Here is an 18761-nt window from a genome sequence, read left to right as displayed (position 1 = left end):
TGCAGGCCCATGGTCGACCTTGCGGTGTCGCTGATCGCAAGTGCGAAGCCGGCCGAGCGCCGCGGCATCCTCCTGCTCAATCCGGGAGGCCCGGGCGCCTCGGGACTGACGATGCCGGCTGACCTGGTCGGGTTGGGTCTGCCGAGCAGCGTGTGGGAGCGCTACGACCTGATCGGCATGGATCCTCGCGGGGTTGGGCTTTCGGCCCCGGTGAGCTGCGGCTTCACCGGCGAGCTGGACTAGTTGAGCAACGTCCCGCCGTACGCGGTCGACGACGCGGCGGTCATCGAGCGGGCGAGGACCGCGAAGGCGGCCGCCGAATGGTGTGCGGCCAACGACGCCGAGGGGCGGCTGCGGCATATCACGACCGCGAACACCGCCCGTGACCTGGACGCGATCCGTGCCGCGCTCGGCGAAAAGAAGGCAAGCTTCTTCGGTGCGTCGTACGGGTCGGCCCTGGGTGCCGCGTACGCGTCGATGTTTGCGGACACCACCGACCGTGTCGTGATCGACAGCAACCTCGGCGACACTCACCTCGACTATGCCGCGCAGCGCCGCTTCGGCCTGGGTGTGGAGCAGACGTTTCCGGAGTTCGCCGCGTGGGCGGCGGCCCGGCACGGGGCCTACGGCCTGGGCCGTACCCCGGCGCAGGTACGCAAGACCTACTTCCGGCTCGCTGAACGGTTGGACGAGACTCCGGTGGGCTACGTCAACGGGGCAGCCTTCCGGTTCACCACCTTCGCGGCGCTATACGGGAAGGTCAACTATCCGGCACTGGCGCAGGACTGGCAGTCGCTGCTCCGCGGCGATAACCGGGTCGGGCGACGCGACCCCGCCGGAGGTGTTGCCCTGGGACAACTTCTTGTCGGCGTACCTCGCCGTGACCTGCAACGACGTCAACTGGCCCGAGGACGTCAGCACCTACCGGCACCCGGTCGCCAAGGACCGCGAGAGATACCCGATGTACGGCGCGGCCAGCGCCAACATCACCCCCTGCGCGTACTGGGCGCACGAGCCGTCCGAGCCGCCGGTGCAGATCAACGGCAAGGGGCCACGCAACGTACTGATCGTGCAGAACCTTCGCGACCCGGGCACGCCGCACCGAGGTGGTGAGCTGATCCGGGAGAAGTTCGCCGAGCGTTCCCGGCTGGTCAGCGTCGACGGCAGCGGGCACGGCGTCTACGTGTACGGCGACAACGTGTGCGCGCTGAACGTGACCACGGCGTACCTGGTAGACGGCACGATGCCGAGGGACACCTTCTGCGGGCCCGCCCCCCGCCTGGAGCCCGGGACTGCTGCATTCGGAGCGAATGTCGGGGCCGCCGAGTTGCGAACCCTCACCGCAGCCGGCCGGACTGCTGGTGCGCGAGGCCCCGCGGACAGCCTCCTCGAGAACCTGAGGAGGGTCGATGCGGCCAGTTGTTCCCGACTATCTGCTTGAGGTGCTCGGGGATGTCGAATCGGACACCTCCGGGGAGTTGGCGGGGTATATCCCCGAGCTTGCGACAGCTGATCCTGATCGTCTCGCGGCGGTCTTCGCCACGGTCGACGGCACAATCCACGGTGCCGGTGACGTCGATGCCGAGTTCACGATCCAGTCGATCTCGAAGCCGTTTGTGTACGCGATGGCGCTTGCTGATCGTGGCTTCGCTCGGGTGCTTGCCAGGGTCGGGGTCGAGCCGTCCGGGGAGGCGTTCAACGAGATCTCCCTCGAAAGCGACACGGGGCGTCCCCGCAATCCGATGATCAACGCGGGTGCGATCACCACTCACTCACCCGCCGGTCCGGAGAACCTCACGCCGGCCGAACGGGTCGACCGCGTCGTTCCGGGGCTTTCGGCGTTCGCGGGCCGTCAGCTGACGGTCGATGAGACGGTGTGCGCATCCGAGATGGAGAACGCGCACCGCAACCTCGCCAGCGCGCACATGCTCCGCAGCCACGGCATCCTCACCGAGGACCCGAGGGCCGTCGTCGATGGCTACATCCGTCAGTGCTCGGTGCTGGTGACCGTACGGGATCTGGCGGTGATGGCGGCGACGCTGGCCAACCGCGGGGTGAATCCCCTGTCGAACGAGCAGGTGGTGGACGGGGCAGTGGTGCGCCAGGTCCTCAGCGTGATGGCCACCTGTGGGATGTATGACGCCGCCGGTGACTGGGCCACGCAGGTCGGCATTCCGGCGAAGAGTGGGGTGGCGGGGGGACTGATCGGTGCACTTCCCGGTCAGCTCGGTATTGCCACCTTCTCGCCTCGGCTGGATCGGCACGGCAACAGTGTTCGCGGAGTGTCGCTGTTCGAGCGGTTCTCGGCCGACATGGGGTTGCACGTGATGGAGGTCCCGCCCGCGGCGCGCGCGGTCGTGCGTTCGAATCGAGTACGGGGTTCCGGAGCGGACGCGACCCGGGTTCTGCGGCTGCAGGGTGGAATCCGTTTCGCGGGAGCCGAGCGGATCGTCCGCGAGCTGGTGGAGAGTGCGCCTTCGGAGCCCCGAGTGGTCCTCGACGTTTCTCTGGTGCATTCCATCGACGATGTGGCCCGACGGATGCTCCTGGAGCTTGCGCGTCGGCTCACGCTGGACGGTCGTGAGGTCTATCTCGTCGATCCGGAGATGATGATCCCGGACCCGGACCCCGGCGATGGTGGCCGACTCACGGTCATCGACGCAGCTGATCACGTGCGATCGTCGGCGATGTGAGTGCCGCGCATCGGGCGCGCTACCCCGAGCACGACCGACTGATTGACCGGCCGCTCCGGCGCAGGCCGCAGCCTCCGCCACTCGTTACGTGGACCCACCCACCCGACCGACAGGCCGACGGCACGACCGACAACGCCGACGGGACGACCGATTACCAGGAAGGATCCCATGACCGCTATGGGGATTGAGAAGCCCAATTTCATCGGGTTACGCGCGATGTACATCAACTGCACCCTCAACCGTTCTCCCGGCCGTAGCCACACCCAGGGGGTGGTCGATCGCAGTGTGGCGATCATGGAGGCGAACGGGGTCAGCGTGGACCAGATCCGTGCCGTCGATCATGAAATCGCTACTGGTGTCCGACCTGATATGACCGAGTACGGGGCGGAGACCGACGAATGGCCCGCGCTGCTGACCCGGGTGCTGGAAGCTGACATCCTGGTCATCGCCGGCCCGATCTGGCTCGGTGATAACAGTTCGGTGACCCGTCGGGTGATCGAGCGGCTTTACGGCTACTCCGGTATGCTCAACGAGCAGGGTCAGTACGCCTACTACGGGCGGGTCGGTGGCTGTCTGCTCACCGGTAACGAGGACGGCCTGAAGCACTGCGCGATGAGCATTCTCTACAGCTTGCAGCACATCGGCTTCACCATTGCGCCGCAGGCCGATGCGGGTTGGCTTGGTGAGGTCGGCCCCGGGCCGTCCTACCTCGACGAGGGTTCCGGCGGTTCGGAGAACGACTTCACCAACCGCAATACCGCGTTCATGACCTACAACCTGCTCCACCTCGCGTCGATGATCCGTCGTGCCGGCGGGTTTCCGGCCTACGGCAACCAGCGCACCGCCTGGGACGCCGGAGTTCATCCGGACGCCGCCAACCCCGAGTACCGCTGATCACACAGGACGGTTGTGAGTGTTGATGACAAGCCGGGCGACGATGAGCTGGCCGAGCCTGCGGGTCTCGGACTGGACCGCCACCCGCGAGACCCTGCACATGTGGACCCAGATCGTGGGCAAGATCCGCATGGCGCACGCTCCGTTTCTCAACCACTGGTGGCAGGTGCCCCTGTACGTGAGCCCGCGCGGGTTGACGACGTCCGCCATCCCGTACGGCACGGGGGCTTTCGAGATCGAGTTCGACTTCGTCGGTCATCGGCTCGACGTGCGCAGCAGCGACGGCGGTGCGCGGAGCCTCCCGCTGCGGCCGATGTCGGTCGCCGAGTTCTACTCGAGGGTCATGGCCATGCTCGACGAGCTCGGGATCGAGGCACCGATCCGGCCGCACCCCAACGAGGTCGATCCGGCGATCCCGTTCGCCGAGGACCACGACCACGCCTCCTACGACGCTGAGGCGGCGGCCCTGTTCTGGCGACAGTTGCTGCAGGCGAACCGGGTGATCGGCGAGTTCCGGTCGCACTTCGTGGGCAAGGTCAGCCCGGTGCACTTCTTCTGGGGTGGGATGGACCTCGCCTGCACCCGCTTCTCTGGCCGGTCGGCCCCGCCGCACCCCGGGGGCGTGCCCAACTGCGCGGACTGGGTCATGGTCGAGGGCTACTCCCGTGAGCTGTCCAGTTGCGGGTTCTGGCCCGGCGGCGGTGCGGAGGGCGCCTTCTACTCCTACGCCTACCCCGCTCCCGACGGGTTCGCCGAGCAGCCGGTCGGCCCCGAAGGCGCGTATTTCAATACCGAGTTCCAGCAGTTCCTGCTGCCCTACGAGGTCGTACGCGCCGCACCGGACCCCGACCGCGCGGTCGCGGAGTTCCTCCGCACCACCTACGAAGCCGCCGCGAACCTCGGGCACTGGGACCGCTCCGCGCTGGAGGACAACCCCTCTCGCTGGGATCAAAAATCTGCTCGGTGAAGACCAACAATGTGACCGCACGATCGCGGCGTTACCGCCGGTCGGCCGGTGTCGGAGATGAGACCTGATGGAGGAGAACGTGGTATTGAATGTGAAAGATGTCCCCGAGGCCAAGCGGTACGAGGCGCGGGTCGAGGGAGAGTCCGAGGTCGCGGGTATCGCGCAGTACATCCGCACCCACGAACTCATCGCGTTCGTGCACACCGAGGTCTCGCCGGAGTACGAGGGCAGGGGAGTTGGGGCGGCCCTGGTCCGCGCCGGCCTCGACGAGGCCCGCGCAGCGAATCTGCTGGTCCTGCCCACCTGTCCGTTCTTCGCGGGGTGGATCGCCAGGCACCCCGAGTACCAGGACCTGGTTTACCAGTCCCGCAGCAGGGTCACCGACTGAACAGGGCGAGTCGATCACCGTGACCTTTGGGGCCGGGCGTTGCCTGCACGCCGCCGTCATGCCTCTGCCCGCGCGGCGAGGGCCTTATTCATTGCCGCGAAGCCTGACTCGGTCAAGCGCAACACGCCGGGCAGCATCATCACGAGCAGTCCGGAGAAGCGTTCTGACTGAGTGAACCGGGTCGACGCGGTGGTGAGCGGTTCGTCGAAGGAGTGCGCGCCGTCGAAGATGCCCGGGATGAGCAGACGGCCGAGCCACGCCAGCCGCCGCTCGGGCTCGACGGCGGTAACGGTGGGCGTGAAACGGCGCGGCTTGGCCCCGGGCAGAACGATGGTCACCGCCAGCCGAGATCCACGGGTCAGGCTGCCCTCAAGGTTCGTGATGAATGGGTTCCATTCCGGGTACGCAGCGGCGTCGGTGAGGATCGCCCACACGCGATCCGCGGGTGCGGCGATGTCGATCGTGTGGCTGAGGGTAGGCATGATCATCCTCTCGTGGTCTGGCCTGCGGGCGACTCGGTGGCCAGATCGGTTGTGCGACATGGGATCGCATAGTTTCAGGTTATTTCGGGATAAGGTCTTGCAGTCCGAATCGCCGTCGGTCATCGTCGGGTCACCAGGCTCGCACCCGCGGCGACAGCTCGCGTCAGTGGAAGCTACTGAGGTCCCGACCGGTCGCACCGTGCTGGCAAGTTGTCTGAGCACGGCCGACGCCTCACCGGTCATGAGCCGCGATCGCGAGTAATGAGGTCAAGGCTGCCGAACGCGGCTGGTAGATCGAGTATCGCCGATCGGCCCTGAGTTTGGTCACTGCCTCGCGGCGCGATGGGGCGTAGTGCTCTGAACTGGGGTGATGGGTGCTGGCGGGGTGTTTCTGAGGCACTAATTGGTCCCCTACGCTCGGGTTCGTGGCGTGGATTCGGCGGCTACGGACGGCGTCTGGCGCGACGGCGGTGCAGATCGCCGAGTCGGTCGGCGGGCGTCGGCGTGCACTTCAGCTGGGACTGTAAAAACAACGGTGTAACTCCGATCAAGGGAGTAGCACCTGATGACGGTCACGACCGATGCGGTGGACACTGCCGCTGTGCCTGGTGATGAGAAGGCCAAGCGGCCGCGTACGAAGACGACGCCGGCGGGTGTCGATCCGGCGTTGGTGTCGCAGCTGGTGACCCAGGCCCGCGAGCAGGGGCTGCAGCTGTCCGGTGAGGGTGGGCTGCTGCAGCAGTTGACGAAGATCGTGTTGGAGTCGGCGTTGGATGGGGAGATCACCGACCACCTCGGCTACGACAAGCACGACACGGCTGGCGCGAACTCCGGTAACTCCCGTAACGGCAGCCGGTCCAAGACCGTGCTCACCGATGTGGGGCCGGTGCAGATCGACGTGCCGCGGGATCGGGCGGGCTCGTTCGAACCGGCCATCGTGAAGAAGCGTCAGCGTAGGTTGTCCGGGGTGGAGGACCTGGTGCTGTCGCTGTCGGCGAAGGGCTTGACCACCGGTGAGATCAGCGCTCATTTGGCCGAGGTCTATGGCGCCGAGGTTTCTCGTCAGACGATCTCCACGATCACCGACAAGGTGATGGACGGCATGGCCGAGTGGCAGAACCGGCCCCTCGATCCGGTCTACCCGGTGGTGTTTCTCGACGCGATCAACGTCAAGATCGGCGATGGGAAGGTCGCCAACCGGCCGATCTACGTCGCCCTCGCCGTGACCGCCGACGGCCACCGAGACATCCTCGGCCTGTGGGCCGGCGACGGCGGCGAGGGCGCCAAGTTCTGGCTGCAGATCTGCACCGAACTCAAGAATCGCGGCGTCGACGACGTGCTCATGGCCGTCTGCGACGGACTGACCGGGCTACCCGACGCCATCGGGCAGGTGTGGCCCCGCACCGTGGTGCAGACCTGCGTGGTGCACCTGCTGCGCAACTCGTTCCGCTACGCGGCCCGCCAGCACTGGGACGCGATCGCCAAGGCACTCAAGCCTGTCTACACCGCACCCACCGAGGCCGCCGCCACCGAACGGTTCCTGGAGTTCGCCGAGGCCTGGGGCAGCCGCTACCCGGCCATCGTCAAGTTGTGGGAGAACGCCTGGGCCGAGTTCGTACCATTTTTGGCCTTCGACGCCGAGATCCGCCGGATCATCTGCTCCACCAACGCCATCGAAAGCGTCAACGCCCGCATCCGCCGCGCGGTCCGCGCCCGCGGACACTTCCCCAACGAGCAAGCCGCCCTCAAGTGCGTCTACCTCGCCGTGATGAGCCTGGACCCGACCGGGCAAGGCCGCAAACGCTGGGCCACCCGCTGGAAGAGCGCACTCAACGCCTTCGACATCACCTTCGACGGACGCCTCTCCACCGCCCGCAAGTAGAAGATCAACCAACCCCAGTTACACCGTTAACTTGATGCGATGAAGGAGCGGGGCCTCCGCTCCTCGTGACAGTCACCCTGGTCAGGGGTTTCCCTGGGGTTGTCACGACGTACCACGACGAAGGAGGCCCCTGTGGACGAGTATGACGGCCGGCAGTATGTGGGGATAGATCTGCACCGGCGGCGCAGTGTGATCGTGCGGATGAGGCCGGACGGTGAGCGGATCGGGCCGGTGGTGCGTATCGCCAGCGACCCGGTGGAGTTCGCCGCCCAGGTTGGCTTGTGGGGCGAGGCTCCGGAGGTGGTGCTGGAGGCCACCTATGGCTGGTACTGGGCCGCGGACGTCCTCGCCGACGCCGGCGCCACGGTGCACCTGGCTCACCCGTTGGGGGTGAAGGGTTTTGCGTATCGGCGGGTGAAGAACGACGAGCGTGACGCCGCCGACCTGGCTGACCTGCTGCGTATGGGCCGCCTGCCGGAGGCGTGGATCGCGCCGCCGCAGGTGCGGGCACTGCGGGAGCCTGTACGGCACCGGGCCAAGCTCGTCGCGTTGCGTTCCGGGCTCAAGGCACAGGTCCACGCCGTGCTCGCCCGGCAGGGCGTCACCCTGGCGCCCTCGGACATGTTCGGCGCGGCCGGCCGGCGGCAGCTCGACGAGCTGCGACTCGATCCACCGTTCCAGGCCCGCGTGCTGTCACTGCTCCGCCTGATCGACGCCTACGGCTTCGAGATCGACCTGGTCGGCAAGCGGATCAGCGCCGAGTTGACCCACCACGCGGGGTTCCGGGCGATCCAGGCACTGCCCGGCGTGGGTCCCGTGCTGGGCGCGGTGTTCGTCGCCGAGATCGGCGATGTCACCCGCTTCACCCGTCCGCAGCAGCTGTGCTCCTGGGCCGGCATGACACCCCGGCACCGCGAGTCGGACACGAAAGTCCACCGTGGGCGCATCACCAAGCAGGGCAACAACCTCGTCCGCTGGGCCGCGGTCGAGGCCGTCCAACGCGTCCACCACGGGCCCCTCGCCGCCACCAAAGCCCGGCTCGCCGCCCGGCGGGGCACCAACATCGCCAAGGTCGCCGCCGCCCGCGAACTACTCACCCTCGTCTTCTACGGCCTCCGCGACGGACACATCCGCTGCCTGACCAACCACCGAGCGGCATGAACACCCCCAGTCCCGGCGCGGCCAGGCGCGAGGTCGTGGTCTGTCTGACCCCCACCGGCGTGGTCGAGCGATTTTGATTGACCCCGCCTGGCCGCGGCCGTTTCACTTCATGCCACCAGGGCAGACCTGCGTGGCGAAGGAATGACCGGCACCGGGACCCTCCCGGCTTGCCAACTCGTCCACATTACGGACGGTGAAGAACACGGCCACACCCCCCACAACTTCACCAGCTGAGCGTGTGTCTCCCGGCGCACCGATTGTGCGCCGCACGGGATCGGCGTCAAGACCAAGCCGCTGACGCGGCCGACCTCCGGTCGAATCTTGACCCCGACCCCTCACCGGCGTTTGCCTGTACCAAGCCGGGAATCAGCACAAACCGGAGGCAGCAGTCCGGCCAAGAAGGGTTGACACGGCCCCACTCCTTCAGGAATGACAGACCCGCTCCTACACGTCGCCGCCCGCATCACCCGCACCGCGCGACGCACCCGGCTGCGTATCGCCGAGGGCTGGCCCTGGGCGACCGACCTGGTCAACGCGTTCGCGCGGCTGACCGCACTACCGCAACCAGTCACCTGAACCCCACTCCGCGTCCCGACGAGCAGTCTGGAGGACCCCGGCTACCGCGTCGGGCCATCAGCATGCCCACGAACTCCAGAAAGCCCCAGAGAGATCAACTCCGTTGACTACGGTCTTGATCACCGGCTAACGAAAGACCGAGGCTAATTGAGGTGCTCGGCAGCCACCTTGAGTTGGCTGCTGTCGGGTGGACGTAGACCCGCTTGGCGAGCGTGCCGCCGTCGGCGTGGCCGGCCCAGGCCCCCAGCACCACATCAGCACTCCGGCGCCGGTGAGGTAGTTCCTGCAGGCGTGGCGGGCGCCGTACGGCCGGACCTTGCGTACTCCGACCTTGGCCATCAGCTCGTACACCCGGCGGCGGAGCCAGTCGGTGCGCTGCGGCTGGCCGAGTTCGTTGACCAGGACGTACCCGGTGTCGACGGCCTGATCCCGTCGACCCACTTCCAACAGGAAGGTACCGAGGTTGTTCAAACGCCGGCTGAATTGTCACGCGGTGCCGACACCACCCATCCGGCTCCTGATCGTGGTTGTCCGTCAACGCGGGTCAGACCCTCTGGCCTTGCCGATCAAGCCGAGGTGGGTGTGCTCGAATCCTTCGGCCGTCTTGAGGCCGTAGCCGAGGCCGCGATCGACGCCGATGTGGAACACCCAGGCAAGGGCCAGAACTCCGAGCCAACCGATCCGGTCGCCGAACTCGGCCGCGGCCACGGCTACCGCGCCCAGCGCAGCCGGCAGCGTGTAAGAGTGTGCCAGGTTGTAGCAGAAGGCCCCGAGACGTGGCCCGCGCAGGTAGCCGAGCATGGACAGGTCGAAGACGAGGAAGAGGGCAAGCAACGACCACCACGGGTACCCGGCGGTGACGGTCACGACGACGGCGAGAGCCGCGACGACGAGGCCCTCGACGCGCTGCACTGCGACCGGACTCAGATACGGCATCTCACACCTCGTTGTCGGTCAGGGACGCTCGTGGGTTGTCTTCCCGTCGCTGGCCTGACCTTGGGAAGAGGATAGACCGGTGATGACGACCCTCGTGCTCCGTTACCGGACAACAGCTTCGGCAAAGAGGACCAGCGGCCCCGCGGGGTCGGCCAGATGGGGGTAGTCGTCGGCGCGCCAAGGATTTGGTCGACGAGGCTCTTGCGAGTTGCCCGAGCCGAGGGCCGCGTTGGTCCTGCAGCACCTACGGATGGGGTAGCGGGTCAGCCTTGCCTACCCGCACGCACACAGGCCGGCCCTGGTCCGCGCACGGTCAACTGTCCGACGGAGTTGCGCGTCATCTGCTCGGGCCGGTCTGGTTCTCGGCCCCGCCGTCCACGAGTTCGTACTGCAGTGCCCCCGAGGGGCAGCGCCGAACCACTTCGGCCAGGCGCTCGGCCTCGGCACCGTCGGGCCGGATCCACGGGCGCTGGCTTGGGTCGAAGACCTCCGGCAAGTCGCGGACGCACTCGGCGGCGTGCAAGCAACGCCTCGCCTCGAACGTGACGGTGATCTTCTGGCCCTCGTACGCCTTCTTCTCGGTTCCGCCGCTCGTAGCGACCTCCGTCGTTGCCCTGCTCGGCCGTTCAGCCCCTGACCCTGCTCTAGGACTGGTACACCAGATCCTGATACTCCGGGTGCCTGGCGATCCACCCCGCGATAAATGGGCAGGTCGCCAGGACCAGCAGGTTCGCGGCCCGCGCCTCATCGAGGGCGGTGCGGGCCAGTGCCGCCCCGACTCCGCGGCCCTCGTACTCCGGCGAGACCTCGGTGTGTACGAACGCTACGAGTTCCGCGGTACGGATGTACTGCGCGACGCCCGCGACCTTGGACTCTCCCTCGACCCGGGCCTCGTATCGCTTTGCACACCATGCCTGAGCAAGGTGGGGGTCAACTGTTCGAGTTGCTGGCCGTGGAAGGCGCGTTCGTACTCGCCGACGACGATCGCGTCGAATCCGCGCGCCGGGTCTGCCACGGCGGCGAGCAGCCGTGCCGCCTGCGGCCGATCCGGCCAAGCGATCCGGCGAGCGACACCCTCGTCGAAGAACTCGACCACAATCCGACCGTGGCTGGCGATCAAGTCCTCGGCGTAGTTGCGTTGCCACCGACACGACGACGCCCGATCCTGGAAGTCAACGGTGGACATCCGGCCGCAGAAAAGCGAAGTGGATGACCGGGTGGATTCCATTTTGTCGGGCGCCGCGCCCGCTGGCGGCCTGGCCGATTGGACTGCCGTATCCACGAGCCGAGCAGGTCGGGGCCGTCGAGCTCCGGCGCGTACTGCATCAGAACCCTCCCCACACACGGCGTTGCAACCATCCGACTTGATATGGATGGTTAACGATGTGAGGGGTCGGGGGACTCGGCCACTCCGCAACATCTGTTGGCTCAACCAAGGTGCGCGGGCCCGGCTGGTCACCTGGACTGCAACTGTGCGGTCGCCGTCCAGGCAAGTTCGCGGCTCCCGCTCACCGGCCGGTGGCTGGACTTCGCCAAGGTGGACATCGTGGGAGACGCGGCCGGGACGGTCACCGCCCCGGCTGCTGGTGCCCGGCCCGATGATCGGGGGAACCCAGGTGACGGCGTTCCCCGGGCGGTTCCTGGTCGACCGCCGGTTCGTCCTCACCGCCGTGGCCATTCCGGATTCCGATCGCGCCGGTGCGCCTGCTGAAGTACGGCTTAGTTTGCCGTGAGCCGGCTCTTCTGCACCTTGTCGAGGTGGGCCGGCCGTAGCGGCGCAGTCAAGGTTCGTAGCCGTGATCGGCACGCCGGTGTGCGGGTTGTGCATCAGCCCGGCGGCGTCGAGGACGAACAGCCACACCGGGTGCAGGACCGCCATGCCGACGGCCATCGCCCCGACCATCTCGGTGGAGTAGGCGAACTTCTTGGCGCTCAGACGGTGGCCGCTCTGCGTCACGGCGTCATTTGGCGCGGTGGCTGCGCTCGGGGTGGCGGGTGGCTGTGCATGGCATGTCGTCAGTTCGGTGGTTCGCCTCGTCGTGAGTACGATCCGGCGGTGCCCGTATCTCGTAAGCGGAAGAAGAAGTCCGGGTCCGGCCGCCGGTCCCCGCGTCAGCCGATGGCCCCGACGTCGAGGAGAGCGCCCTTGGCTGATGCCTTCGGTGAGCTTTTCGACCATCGCCGGAAGCTTGCCGAGCATCGCACCGCGCTGGCCGGGGACGCAGCCCGGGCGGTGATCGACTCCCTGGTCACGGTCGCCCCAGGCCGGTCCGACGACGAGCTCGAGGACGAGTTCTGTGCCCGCTACGGCGCGGCGATGACGCAGTTTGAGGGCCGCGCCCTGGAGGACATGGTCAACCCGGAAGACCTCACCCACGCCCTGCTGGCAGTGATCGACGAGCGGCTGCACGAAGCAGCCGGGGCTGGCGCGGACGTCGCTGTTCTCCAACGGCTGCTGACGGTTGTTGCCGGTGTGTTGCCGGTCCCGCTGAGCGAGTCCGCCCGCGATCTGGTCGCCGAGCACGTGAGTGCCGGCGCGGCGAAACAGGTCGCGCGCGGGCGTGCCGTGACGGGCCCGGTGCTGTGGGCGCGCGACGTCTACGGCAGTCGTCGGGCGGTGGTCGCACCGTTCACGTCGCCGGACGGCCCGGATCGGTGGTACCTGTGGGACGTGGATACGTGCGGTTACGAGGTGGTCGCCGTACACAACGGTTTCTACCCCTCGACAGAGTCCGCATTGGCCGCTTGGCGTGAATCGGTCGGGCAGGCGGCGGCCGGTGCGGCCCTGATACCGGTGGACGACGCGGAAACGCTCGGCAGCCTGCTGAGCGGCGATATCGAAAGATTGCGGATCGGCGGGGAGAACGAGGAGCAGTACGCCGAGTTCCTGCGCAGTCGGCGGCTGAGCAGGACCGTCCGGGAGGCGGTCCGCCGCGCGCGCGGCCGAACTTCCGTACGGCTCACGGCTGCCGAAGCGGAGGCACAGTTCGCTCAGCGGCTGCGGCAGCTCGGCTACCACGACGGCACGGCAGGCGATCGGCCGGACGAGGGCCCGGCCGGCGCTGACGAACTCGCCGCGGAGATGGCCGAATCCTGGTCCCCGCACGATCAAGCCGCGCTGTATCCGTTCTGCTCGCCGCACAAGGTAGCGGCGACCGTGCTGCACCTGCGGGATTTCTACAACGATGACTTCGCCGCCGCGCTCGTCGCGGTGCTACCGGAGTGGATCCGCTTCCTCGCCGAACATACCGGCATGGCGGCGGAGCTGACCGAGCGCTGCCTCGCGTACGCCTCAGATGAGCTTCAGTTCCCCGGAATCCTCGACGACAAGGGACGACCGAACCCCATGGCACGAGTAGCCGAATAACGGCCGGAAGTAGGAGAACGGGACGAACACCCGCCGGCCGCAGTGCGTGACGGACCGCCATCCCACTCGGAAGGGCGTGCCTGCCACAACGCCCGTGGCCGGAAGCCACACCGTTTGGCCACATGTGGCGGCGACGAAATCGTGTTTGCCGACCAGCGGCGGATGCGCCACGTCGCGGGTGTTCACCCGCTGTTGCATCAGGCTCCAGCGGATACGCACGAGCTTGGCGAAGCTCCCGCTGCCTCGCGCGACCGACGGCCGCCTGGTCTCGGCGGTGGATGGTGATCGCCTACCCACCACGCGTCCCGGACGGCGCCCGGCCTCGGCGTCTACGGGCAGGACACCCCGCGTGAGTTCCGCAACGGCCACAACGTCGCGCCGGAGATATACGTTGGCGTCGAGGGCGCGCCGGGGCACCGGGCGGGTCCGCCCAACGGTGGGGCCCGGGGCGGCTACGGCAACCGCCCCACCTACGGGGCTTCGACCAGATGACCGCCCGGGTCGGTGGGCTGTGGGACTCGCTGCTCGGTGAGGGCCGGCGCTGGTGGATTACCGCCACGTCCGACTCGCACGTGCACTGGACCCGCGGCGATTCCGACTTCTGGCCGGGGAGTACAGCAAGACGTACGTGCTGGCCCGGCAGGACTACGGCGACATCATGGATTGCCTGCGCACCGGACGAATTTGGGTGACCACCGGTGACCTGGTCACCAGCCTCGATTTGACGGCGAGGGGCCAGGGCCGGTCGGCCGCCGGGATAACGGCGCCGGCAACCGGCTGATGCGGCTACCTGGGCGCCGCTGAGGGTCCACTCCAACCTCGCGGCCGGATTCGGCGGTGGATACGCGGTCGGCGGCTCGTTCTCCCGGACCGCGCTCGGGCGACTGGCCGGCGCCCGCACCCGCGTCAGCGGGGCAATGACCGGCGTGTTGGTGTTCTGCGGATGGATGGCCGGTCGAGTAACAGTCGGTCAGTCGGTTCTCGCTGGAGTACGGGGCGCGGTGTCCGCAGCGGGGATCAATCGGCCGTCGACCTGGGACCAGACGGCCTCCGGGGTGTCTCCGGCCGCAGCGATGTAGCGGTCGGGGCGGACGAGCGCTACCCGCGCCACGCCGTCCACGTGGCGGAGCAGCGAGTCGTCCGTGACGTGAACCAGTGGCAGTCCGTTCCACCGGGGGTGGTTCGGGTCAGGGGTCATTTCGCCGGCGGGTGCCCGTACCACCCAGGTATGCCGGGTGCGGTCCAGTCGCTCGTAGAGCCGGCCGCCGGACCGCATTTCCGGGTTGGGCATGCGGCGGCCGGCGCCGGCCGGGACCGCGGCGGCGGGCACGATCGGGCTCTCCGGGTAGGCGATCTCAAGCATGCCGACGTTGCGGCCGAGTCGGGCCTGGACGGCGGAGCGTCGGATGATCCGTGGCGCCATCGCACCCACCACCGTTCGGATCAGACTGCCTCGGGTCGTCAGGATCCGGGTGACCTGGGCGGTGCCCCGGACCATCGCGTGGCCGACCGGACGACGCTCCGCCTCGTAGCTGTCGAGCAGCCGCTCAGCGGCCTCGGCGTCCATCCGCCGGGCGAGGCCCAGCTTCCAGAGCAAATTGTGCGCGTCCTGTACCCCGGTGTTGAGGCCCTGCCCGCCGACCGGGCTGTGGACGTGCGCCGCGTCACCGGCGAGGAACACTCGCCCACGGCGGTAGTGATCGGCCACGCCGTGGCTCAGGTTGAACTGCGACTCCCACACGACGTCGTGGCTGCCGAACTCGATCCCCGAGCGTTCCCGGATCAGCTCATCAAGGAAGGTGGCGTCGATGGTGATCGGCGCGCCCGCCGGGGGAGTCGGCACGTGAGCGATGATCCGCCACCGCCGGGGCTCCGGCATCGGCACGATCAGCAGCAGTCCAGCCGGGTGGAGAAAGACGTGTCCCTCGTCCTCGACCAGGTTCGCGCTGGTTCTGACGTCTGCCAGGATGAAGGTGGCGCCCGCGTCCGCACGGTCCAGCCGCAGGCCGACCTGCTCGCGTACCCGGCTGCGCCCGCCATCGGCACCGACCACCCAGCGAGCCCGTACCACCTCGTCCTCGCCGTCGGGGTGGGTCAGCGTCACTTCGACGTGGTCGCCACGATCTCGAAGGCGATCGAGGGTGACCTGCCATTCGACATCGCCCCCCAGATCGTTGAGGTGTCCCTCGAGGATGCGTTCGGTCGCGTACTGCGGGATGGACAGCCAGAATGCATAGGTGGTGTCGCCCCAGGGCTGATCAAGCAGATCGACGCGGACGGGGCGACGCCGGCGACCGGCGTGGGTGTTCAGGGCTGCGAACCTGGTGCCCTCGGCGAGGACCTTGTCGGCGATCCCCATCGTCTCGAACACCTCGAGCGTGCGGGCATGGGCCACCAGAGCCTTCGAGAAGGTGGAGCGGTACGGACTGCGCTCGACGATCCGGACAGTCAGGCCATGTCGGATCGCTTCGGACGCCGCGGTCAGACCGGTCGGACCGGCGCCGACAACCAGGACGTCGACCTGGGGGTCCACGTCGTCCTGCACCGGCAGCGGCTGGTGCTGCGGCACATTACGGGTAGCGGTCTGCGCGGCGTTCAGGACGGGGTGCTCGAAAGTCACTTTCTTTCTCCTCCGGGCAGTGAGGTCGGGGAGGTGACTGCCGGCAGCAACCGTAGCCTAAGTGAGACACAGGAGTCTAGTTTCGTCGAGGAAAGCCCGTCTCCTTCGTTCTGGCGTCTCCGGCCAAGCGGCTTTCGACCCGCTGTGTCCGATCCGCACGCGACCGAGCGTGCTGGCCACCGCCGCCACGGCGGCGACGGCGGTCCGAACGCCTTCCCGGACTGATTGAGGCGGTGGTCAGTCGAAGATCAAGGACCTCGAGTACGCCTGCGAGCAACCATCGCTGGCCCTGCTCAACAGGAGCGCCGGCAAGGGCCATCCGTGCGCGCACCTCAAGGGTTGGCGGCGATGCCGTCGGTGAGGGTCTCGAAGCCAGATTGGCCACGGCGCCATGATCGGTATCGCCGGCCATCGTGCGGACGCCCGCTGCCAGGAGCGCGGCCATCGCCGTGACCATCCACTGGGCCGACAGCTCGGGGCGGATCAACCCCGCTTCGTGTCCCCGCCGGACGACTTCATGCAGGGAGGCGAGCACCTCGGCACGCTGCTGCAAAAAGGGCGGGATCCAGGTCGGCGCCCTCGACGAGCAGGGCCCCGAAGCGTACGCCGTGCGACGCCAGGGCCTCTGCTACCGGCAGCCAGGACGAGCAGTTCCGCAGGGGCGGGCACCCGAGCCGGCCGGTGGCCGAGCCGACGAAAGTCGTGGCGCTGGGCGGGCAACCATGGCGGTTCGGCTCAGGGCCGGCAGGGCTCCCGTCGCAATGCCGCATCGGGTTGGTCGGCGGCGTGCCATGCCGGGTTGAGTGCCAACGGCAAGGCTGGCGCCTGCCATGCCCCGGCGACCCGCTGGAGGGCCGAGTATTCCCAACGGAGCAGGTTGCTCGGCGGCTTGCCGGTGAGCTGATCGGCCAGGTGGCGCAGTCCGGCTGGCCGGTCGAGCAAGTGGCCATGGAAGCCGCCCATTTGGACCACGGGAATCCGGGCGTTGAGCTCCGCCGGGACCGTGATGGCATCGACTATTGGCAGTAGCGCGATCATCCGTACGCCCGGCACCGGGCAGAGCAGGCGGTTGCGGTAGAACGGGGCGTCGTCCAGCAGGGAGCGGATGAACGGCGAGTCGGGACTGTCCGGTGCCTCACTGGTGGCCTCCATCAGCCTGAACATGCCGCGCAGTTGCCAGCCCGTGGCGATGCCCCAGCCCGAACGGGCCTGCGGCGGCGGGTAGTAGATTCGCCCGGCCCGCAGGATCGGGCTGTCCAGCACCACCGTGTCGACTGCGGGGTGCGGGTAGCGGTCCAGGTAGTAGCGTACGACGAGAGCGCCTTCGCTCTGTCCGACCAGCGAAACCCGTTTACCGCTACGCGCGTGAAGCTGATCCACCTGGGTGGCGAGCAGTTGGGCGCTGGTGGACAGCGACTGGTGGGTGTCGACCGGGGAGTAGAACACCGGCTTGCCGTGGTTGTCGGTGCCCCGGTACGAGAAGCGCACGATGGGAGGTTGGGATTCCGACGGATCGCCGTAGTGGGCCGAGTTGTAGCCGCCGAGGAAGATCACCGGGTGGTCGATGTCCCCGAACTGTGGCAGGGCGTCGATGGGTTGCAGCGACTGGCCGGCGCCGCGGGCCCCCAGGTCCTCGGCGTATTCGACCAACAGCAGGCTGCTCACGACCAAGGTGAGGACCAGCGGCGTTACGGGCAGTCGAGCCCATCGCACCCGGCGCTGGAGCACCGTGGCGCGCACCTTTTGCTGCCACAGCAGGCCGTTGACCATTCCGGCCACGGCGGCCGCCGGCACCGTCAACCAATCCGGGACGGACCAGACGAGCGCGGCGCCCGCGGCGAGGGTCACGAAGTTGAGCAGCGACCAGCCGACCATGGCGGCCGACGGCAGGCCGCGCCACCAGTTCGGCACAATCCCACCCCGCTGGAGCAGCGGGGCCAGGATTATCACCGGCACCAACTCGAGGAACTGGAAATAGGCCAGCGAAACGTCCGAGGCGACCACGGCCAGTGCGGTCCACGGCGAGAGAACCACGGCGACGACGGCCGTGAAGGCCAGGTTTCGGCCGGCCAGCTGGCGAAACGACGGACACGGCCGCTCAGCCGGCCAGGCGAGCGCGACGAGTACGGCCGAGAACAGTCCGCGGAGCACGATGGCGCCCAGCAACAGGCCGGCGAACATGGCCCAGGAGTTGTGATACACCAGGATCCAGCGCAGGTCGAAGAACGCCCCGTACGGCGTGATCGCACTGGCCTGGGGCGCCAGGCCGAACGCCGAGGTGAAGTTGACGGCGTACAACACGGCAGCCACGGCCGCCGCCGGCACGGCGGTCAGGACGAGCAGCCACAGCAGACGTACCCGCTCAGGGCGCACGGTTCCTCCCTTCCGCCCGTCGACCGGAGGGTGCGAGACCAGTTGGGGTCAACTTACCGTTCTACGACTATTACCGGACCAAGTAGGCGAGCCCGGGGCAGTCTGCGGCATAGCACGTCCCATCCCCTGTTCCGCCCTCATCGAGATAGTCGCAACTGACCCGTACGGCCGAGACGAGACGGTAGGATGGGGCAGGGCGATCGGCCGACTGCTCGTCTTGCCTGCCGCCGTCGACACCCGGTCGGCCAGCCGCCCGCGCCGCGGCGGTGCAGCCCACGGCGATGCTCTTCGACGAATGGTCCGTTGCGCTCGACCCGCACCTGGTCGGTGAGCGAGCGGCCAAGGACTTCCTGCGACGATCCCGACGCGTGAGGGGGTCCCGGGTGGGTGTGCGGCTCCGGGGCCGTGCGCGGTCGAAGAAG

Annotated in this window: 19 protein-coding genes and 1 pseudogene; 14 read left to right on the top strand and 6 right to left on the bottom strand. The window is 68.0% G+C overall.

Going from position 1 to position 18761, the window contains the following annotated elements; all coding sequences use genetic code 11:
- The first annotated feature begins 9 nt into the window (after positions 1-9).
- From FHX32_RS34585 to FHX32_RS19910, 7 genes and pseudogenes are all read left to right on the top strand, one after another.
- Positions 10-243, top strand: coding sequence for a hypothetical protein (locus FHX32_RS34585; RefSeq protein ID WP_208418895.1), 234 nt, complete (start codon positions 10-12; stop codon positions 241-243).
- Positions 244-630, top strand: a pseudogene (locus FHX32_RS35250) (alpha/beta fold hydrolase); the annotation flags it as partial.
- Complete coding sequence (locus tag FHX32_RS35245; protein WP_486481244.1) at positions 542-1441, top strand: alpha/beta hydrolase; 900 nt, start codon at positions 542-544, stop codon at positions 1439-1441. The pseudogene FHX32_RS35250 and the gene FHX32_RS35245, both read left to right, overlap by 89 nt.
- Positions 1410-2693: a glutaminase gene (locus tag FHX32_RS19925; protein ID WP_167185120.1), complete on the top strand. Its 1284-nt coding sequence runs from the start codon at positions 1410-1412 to the stop codon at positions 2691-2693. The genes FHX32_RS35245 and FHX32_RS19925 overlap by 32 nt, the downstream gene beginning before the upstream one ends.
- A gap of 168 nt (positions 2694-2861) precedes the next feature.
- Positions 2862-3587, top strand: a complete 726-nt coding sequence (locus FHX32_RS19920; RefSeq protein ID WP_167185117.1) for a flavodoxin family protein — start codon at positions 2862-2864, stop codon at positions 3585-3587.
- 43 nt (positions 3588-3630) lie between these two features.
- Entirely contained in the window at positions 3631-4554 is a 924-nt protein-coding gene (locus tag FHX32_RS19915) for a DUF5996 family protein (RefSeq protein WP_486481198.1), read from the top strand.
- 67 nt (positions 4555-4621) lie between these two features.
- Positions 4622-4942: a GNAT family N-acetyltransferase gene (locus FHX32_RS19910; protein ID WP_208418893.1), complete on the top strand. Its 321-nt coding sequence runs from the start codon at positions 4622-4624 to the stop codon at positions 4940-4942.
- Positions 4943-4998: 56 nt separating this feature from the next.
- On the opposite strand, the gene FHX32_RS19905 is transcribed toward FHX32_RS19910, so the two are convergent.
- Positions 4999-5424, bottom strand: coding sequence for an SRPBCC domain-containing protein (locus FHX32_RS19905; RefSeq protein WP_167185111.1), 426 nt, complete (start codon positions 5422-5424; stop codon positions 4999-5001).
- Positions 5425-5989: 565 nt separating this feature from the next.
- Here FHX32_RS19905 and FHX32_RS19900 point away from each other — a divergent pair.
- The 3 genes from FHX32_RS19900 (at position 5990) to FHX32_RS19890 (ending at position 9043) form a co-directional block, all read left to right on the top strand.
- Entirely contained in the window at positions 5990-7306 is a 1317-nt protein-coding gene (locus FHX32_RS19900; RefSeq protein ID WP_167185108.1) for an IS256 family transposase, read from the top strand.
- Positions 7307-7438: 132 nt separating this feature from the next.
- Entirely contained in the window at positions 7439-8467 is a 1029-nt protein-coding gene (locus FHX32_RS19895; protein WP_167181226.1) for an IS110 family RNA-guided transposase, read from the top strand.
- Between the two features lie 429 nt (positions 8468-8896).
- Positions 8897-9043 carry a hypothetical protein gene (locus FHX32_RS19890; RefSeq protein WP_486481197.1) on the top strand — a complete coding sequence of 49 codons (147 nt, stop codon included), beginning with the start codon at positions 8897-8899 and terminating at the stop codon, positions 9041-9043.
- Positions 9044-9577: 534 nt separating this feature from the next.
- Here FHX32_RS19890 and FHX32_RS19885 read toward each other — a convergent pair.
- The 3 genes from FHX32_RS19885 to FHX32_RS19875 all read right to left on the bottom strand — a co-directional run bounded on the left by FHX32_RS19885 (position 9578) and on the right by FHX32_RS19875 (position 10974).
- Positions 9578-9979: a DUF4260 domain-containing protein gene (locus tag FHX32_RS19885; RefSeq protein ID WP_167185105.1), complete on the bottom strand. Its 402-nt coding sequence runs from the start codon at positions 9977-9979 to the stop codon at positions 9578-9580.
- 337 nt (positions 9980-10316) lie between these two features.
- Positions 10317-10727 (bottom strand): (4Fe-4S)-binding protein, encoded by a 411-nt coding sequence (locus FHX32_RS19880; protein WP_167185103.1) that lies wholly within the window; start codon positions 10725-10727, stop codon positions 10317-10319.
- A complete protein-coding gene (locus FHX32_RS19875; RefSeq protein WP_167186269.1) occupies positions 10624-10974 on the bottom strand; it encodes a GNAT family N-acetyltransferase in 351 nt (116 codons plus the stop codon). The genes FHX32_RS19880 and FHX32_RS19875 overlap by 104 nt, the downstream gene beginning before the upstream one ends.
- Between FHX32_RS19875 and FHX32_RS35240 the strand changes: the two genes are divergently transcribed.
- The 4 genes from FHX32_RS35240 (at position 10890) to FHX32_RS19855 (ending at position 14425) form a co-directional block, all read left to right on the top strand.
- Entirely contained in the window at positions 10890-11192 is a 303-nt protein-coding gene (locus FHX32_RS35240) for a hypothetical protein (RefSeq protein WP_167182778.1), read from the top strand. The genes FHX32_RS19875 and FHX32_RS35240 overlap by 85 nt on opposite strands.
- A gap of 933 nt (positions 11193-12125) precedes the next feature.
- Positions 12126-13346, top strand: a complete 1221-nt coding sequence (locus FHX32_RS19865; RefSeq protein ID WP_167185100.1) for a hypothetical protein — start codon at positions 12126-12128, stop codon at positions 13344-13346.
- Between the two features lie 628 nt (positions 13347-13974).
- A complete protein-coding gene (locus FHX32_RS34575) occupies positions 13975-14127 on the top strand; it encodes a hypothetical protein (RefSeq protein ID WP_208418891.1) in 153 nt (50 codons plus the stop codon).
- A 19-nt stretch (positions 14128-14146) separates the two neighbouring features.
- On the top strand, positions 14147-14425 hold the full coding sequence (locus tag FHX32_RS19855) for a SulP family inorganic anion transporter (protein WP_167186266.1): 279 nt from the start codon (positions 14147-14149) through the stop codon (positions 14423-14425).
- On the opposite strand, the gene FHX32_RS19850 is transcribed toward FHX32_RS19855, so the two are convergent.
- Together FHX32_RS19850 and FHX32_RS19845 are read right to left on the bottom strand one after the other, a co-directional pair.
- Complete coding sequence (locus tag FHX32_RS19850; protein WP_167185097.1) at positions 14317-15966, bottom strand: FAD-dependent monooxygenase; 1650 nt, start codon at positions 15964-15966, stop codon at positions 14317-14319. The genes FHX32_RS19855 and FHX32_RS19850 overlap by 109 nt on opposite strands.
- A gap of 735 nt (positions 15967-16701) precedes the next feature.
- Entirely contained in the window at positions 16702-18339 is a 1638-nt protein-coding gene (locus FHX32_RS19845; protein WP_167185094.1) for an alpha/beta hydrolase family protein, read from the bottom strand.
- Positions 18340-18761: the final 422 nt, after the last annotated feature.

The sequence above is a fragment of the Micromonospora sp. CNZ280 genome (assembly GCF_011759515.1).
This window is presented reverse-complemented; position numbering and strand designations above follow the sequence as displayed.

Bases quoted from the DNA above. Each gene is read 5' to 3' on its own strand.
- FHX32_RS34585 (WP_208418895.1), top strand. From the start codon at position 10: ATGGTCGACCTTGCGGTGTCGCTGATCGCAAGTGCGAAGCCGGCCGAG.
- FHX32_RS35240 (WP_167182778.1), top strand. From the start codon at position 10,890: ATGCCTGAGCAAGGTGGGGGTCAACTGTTCGAGTTGCTGGCCGTGGAA.
- FHX32_RS19885 (WP_167185105.1), bottom strand. From the start codon at position 9,979: ATGCCGTATCTGAGTCCGGTCGCAGTGCAGCGCGTCGAGGGCCTCGTC.
- FHX32_RS19925 (WP_167185120.1), top strand. From the start codon at position 1,410: ATGCGGCCAGTTGTTCCCGACTATCTGCTTGAGGTGCTCGGGGATGTC.
- FHX32_RS19910 (WP_208418893.1), top strand. From the start codon at position 4,622: ATGGAGGAGAACGTGGTATTGAATGTGAAAGATGTCCCCGAGGCCAAG.
- FHX32_RS19920 (WP_167185117.1), top strand. From the start codon at position 2,862: ATGACCGCTATGGGGATTGAGAAGCCCAATTTCATCGGGTTACGCGCG.
- FHX32_RS35245 (WP_486481244.1), top strand. From the start codon at position 542: ATGCCGCGCAGCGCCGCTTCGGCCTGGGTGTGGAGCAGACGTTTCCGG.
- FHX32_RS19900 (WP_167185108.1), top strand. From the start codon at position 5,990: ATGACGGTCACGACCGATGCGGTGGACACTGCCGCTGTGCCTGGTGAT.
- FHX32_RS19890 (WP_486481197.1), top strand. From the start codon at position 8,897: ATGACAGACCCGCTCCTACACGTCGCCGCCCGCATCACCCGCACCGCG.
- FHX32_RS19915 (WP_486481198.1), top strand. From the start codon at position 3,631: ATGAGCTGGCCGAGCCTGCGGGTCTCGGACTGGACCGCCACCCGCGAG.
- FHX32_RS19880 (WP_167185103.1), bottom strand. From the start codon at position 10,727: ATGAGGCGCGGGCCGCGAACCTGCTGGTCCTGGCGACCTGCCCATTTA.
- FHX32_RS19905 (WP_167185111.1), bottom strand. From the start codon at position 5,424: ATGCCTACCCTCAGCCACACGATCGACATCGCCGCACCCGCGGATCGC.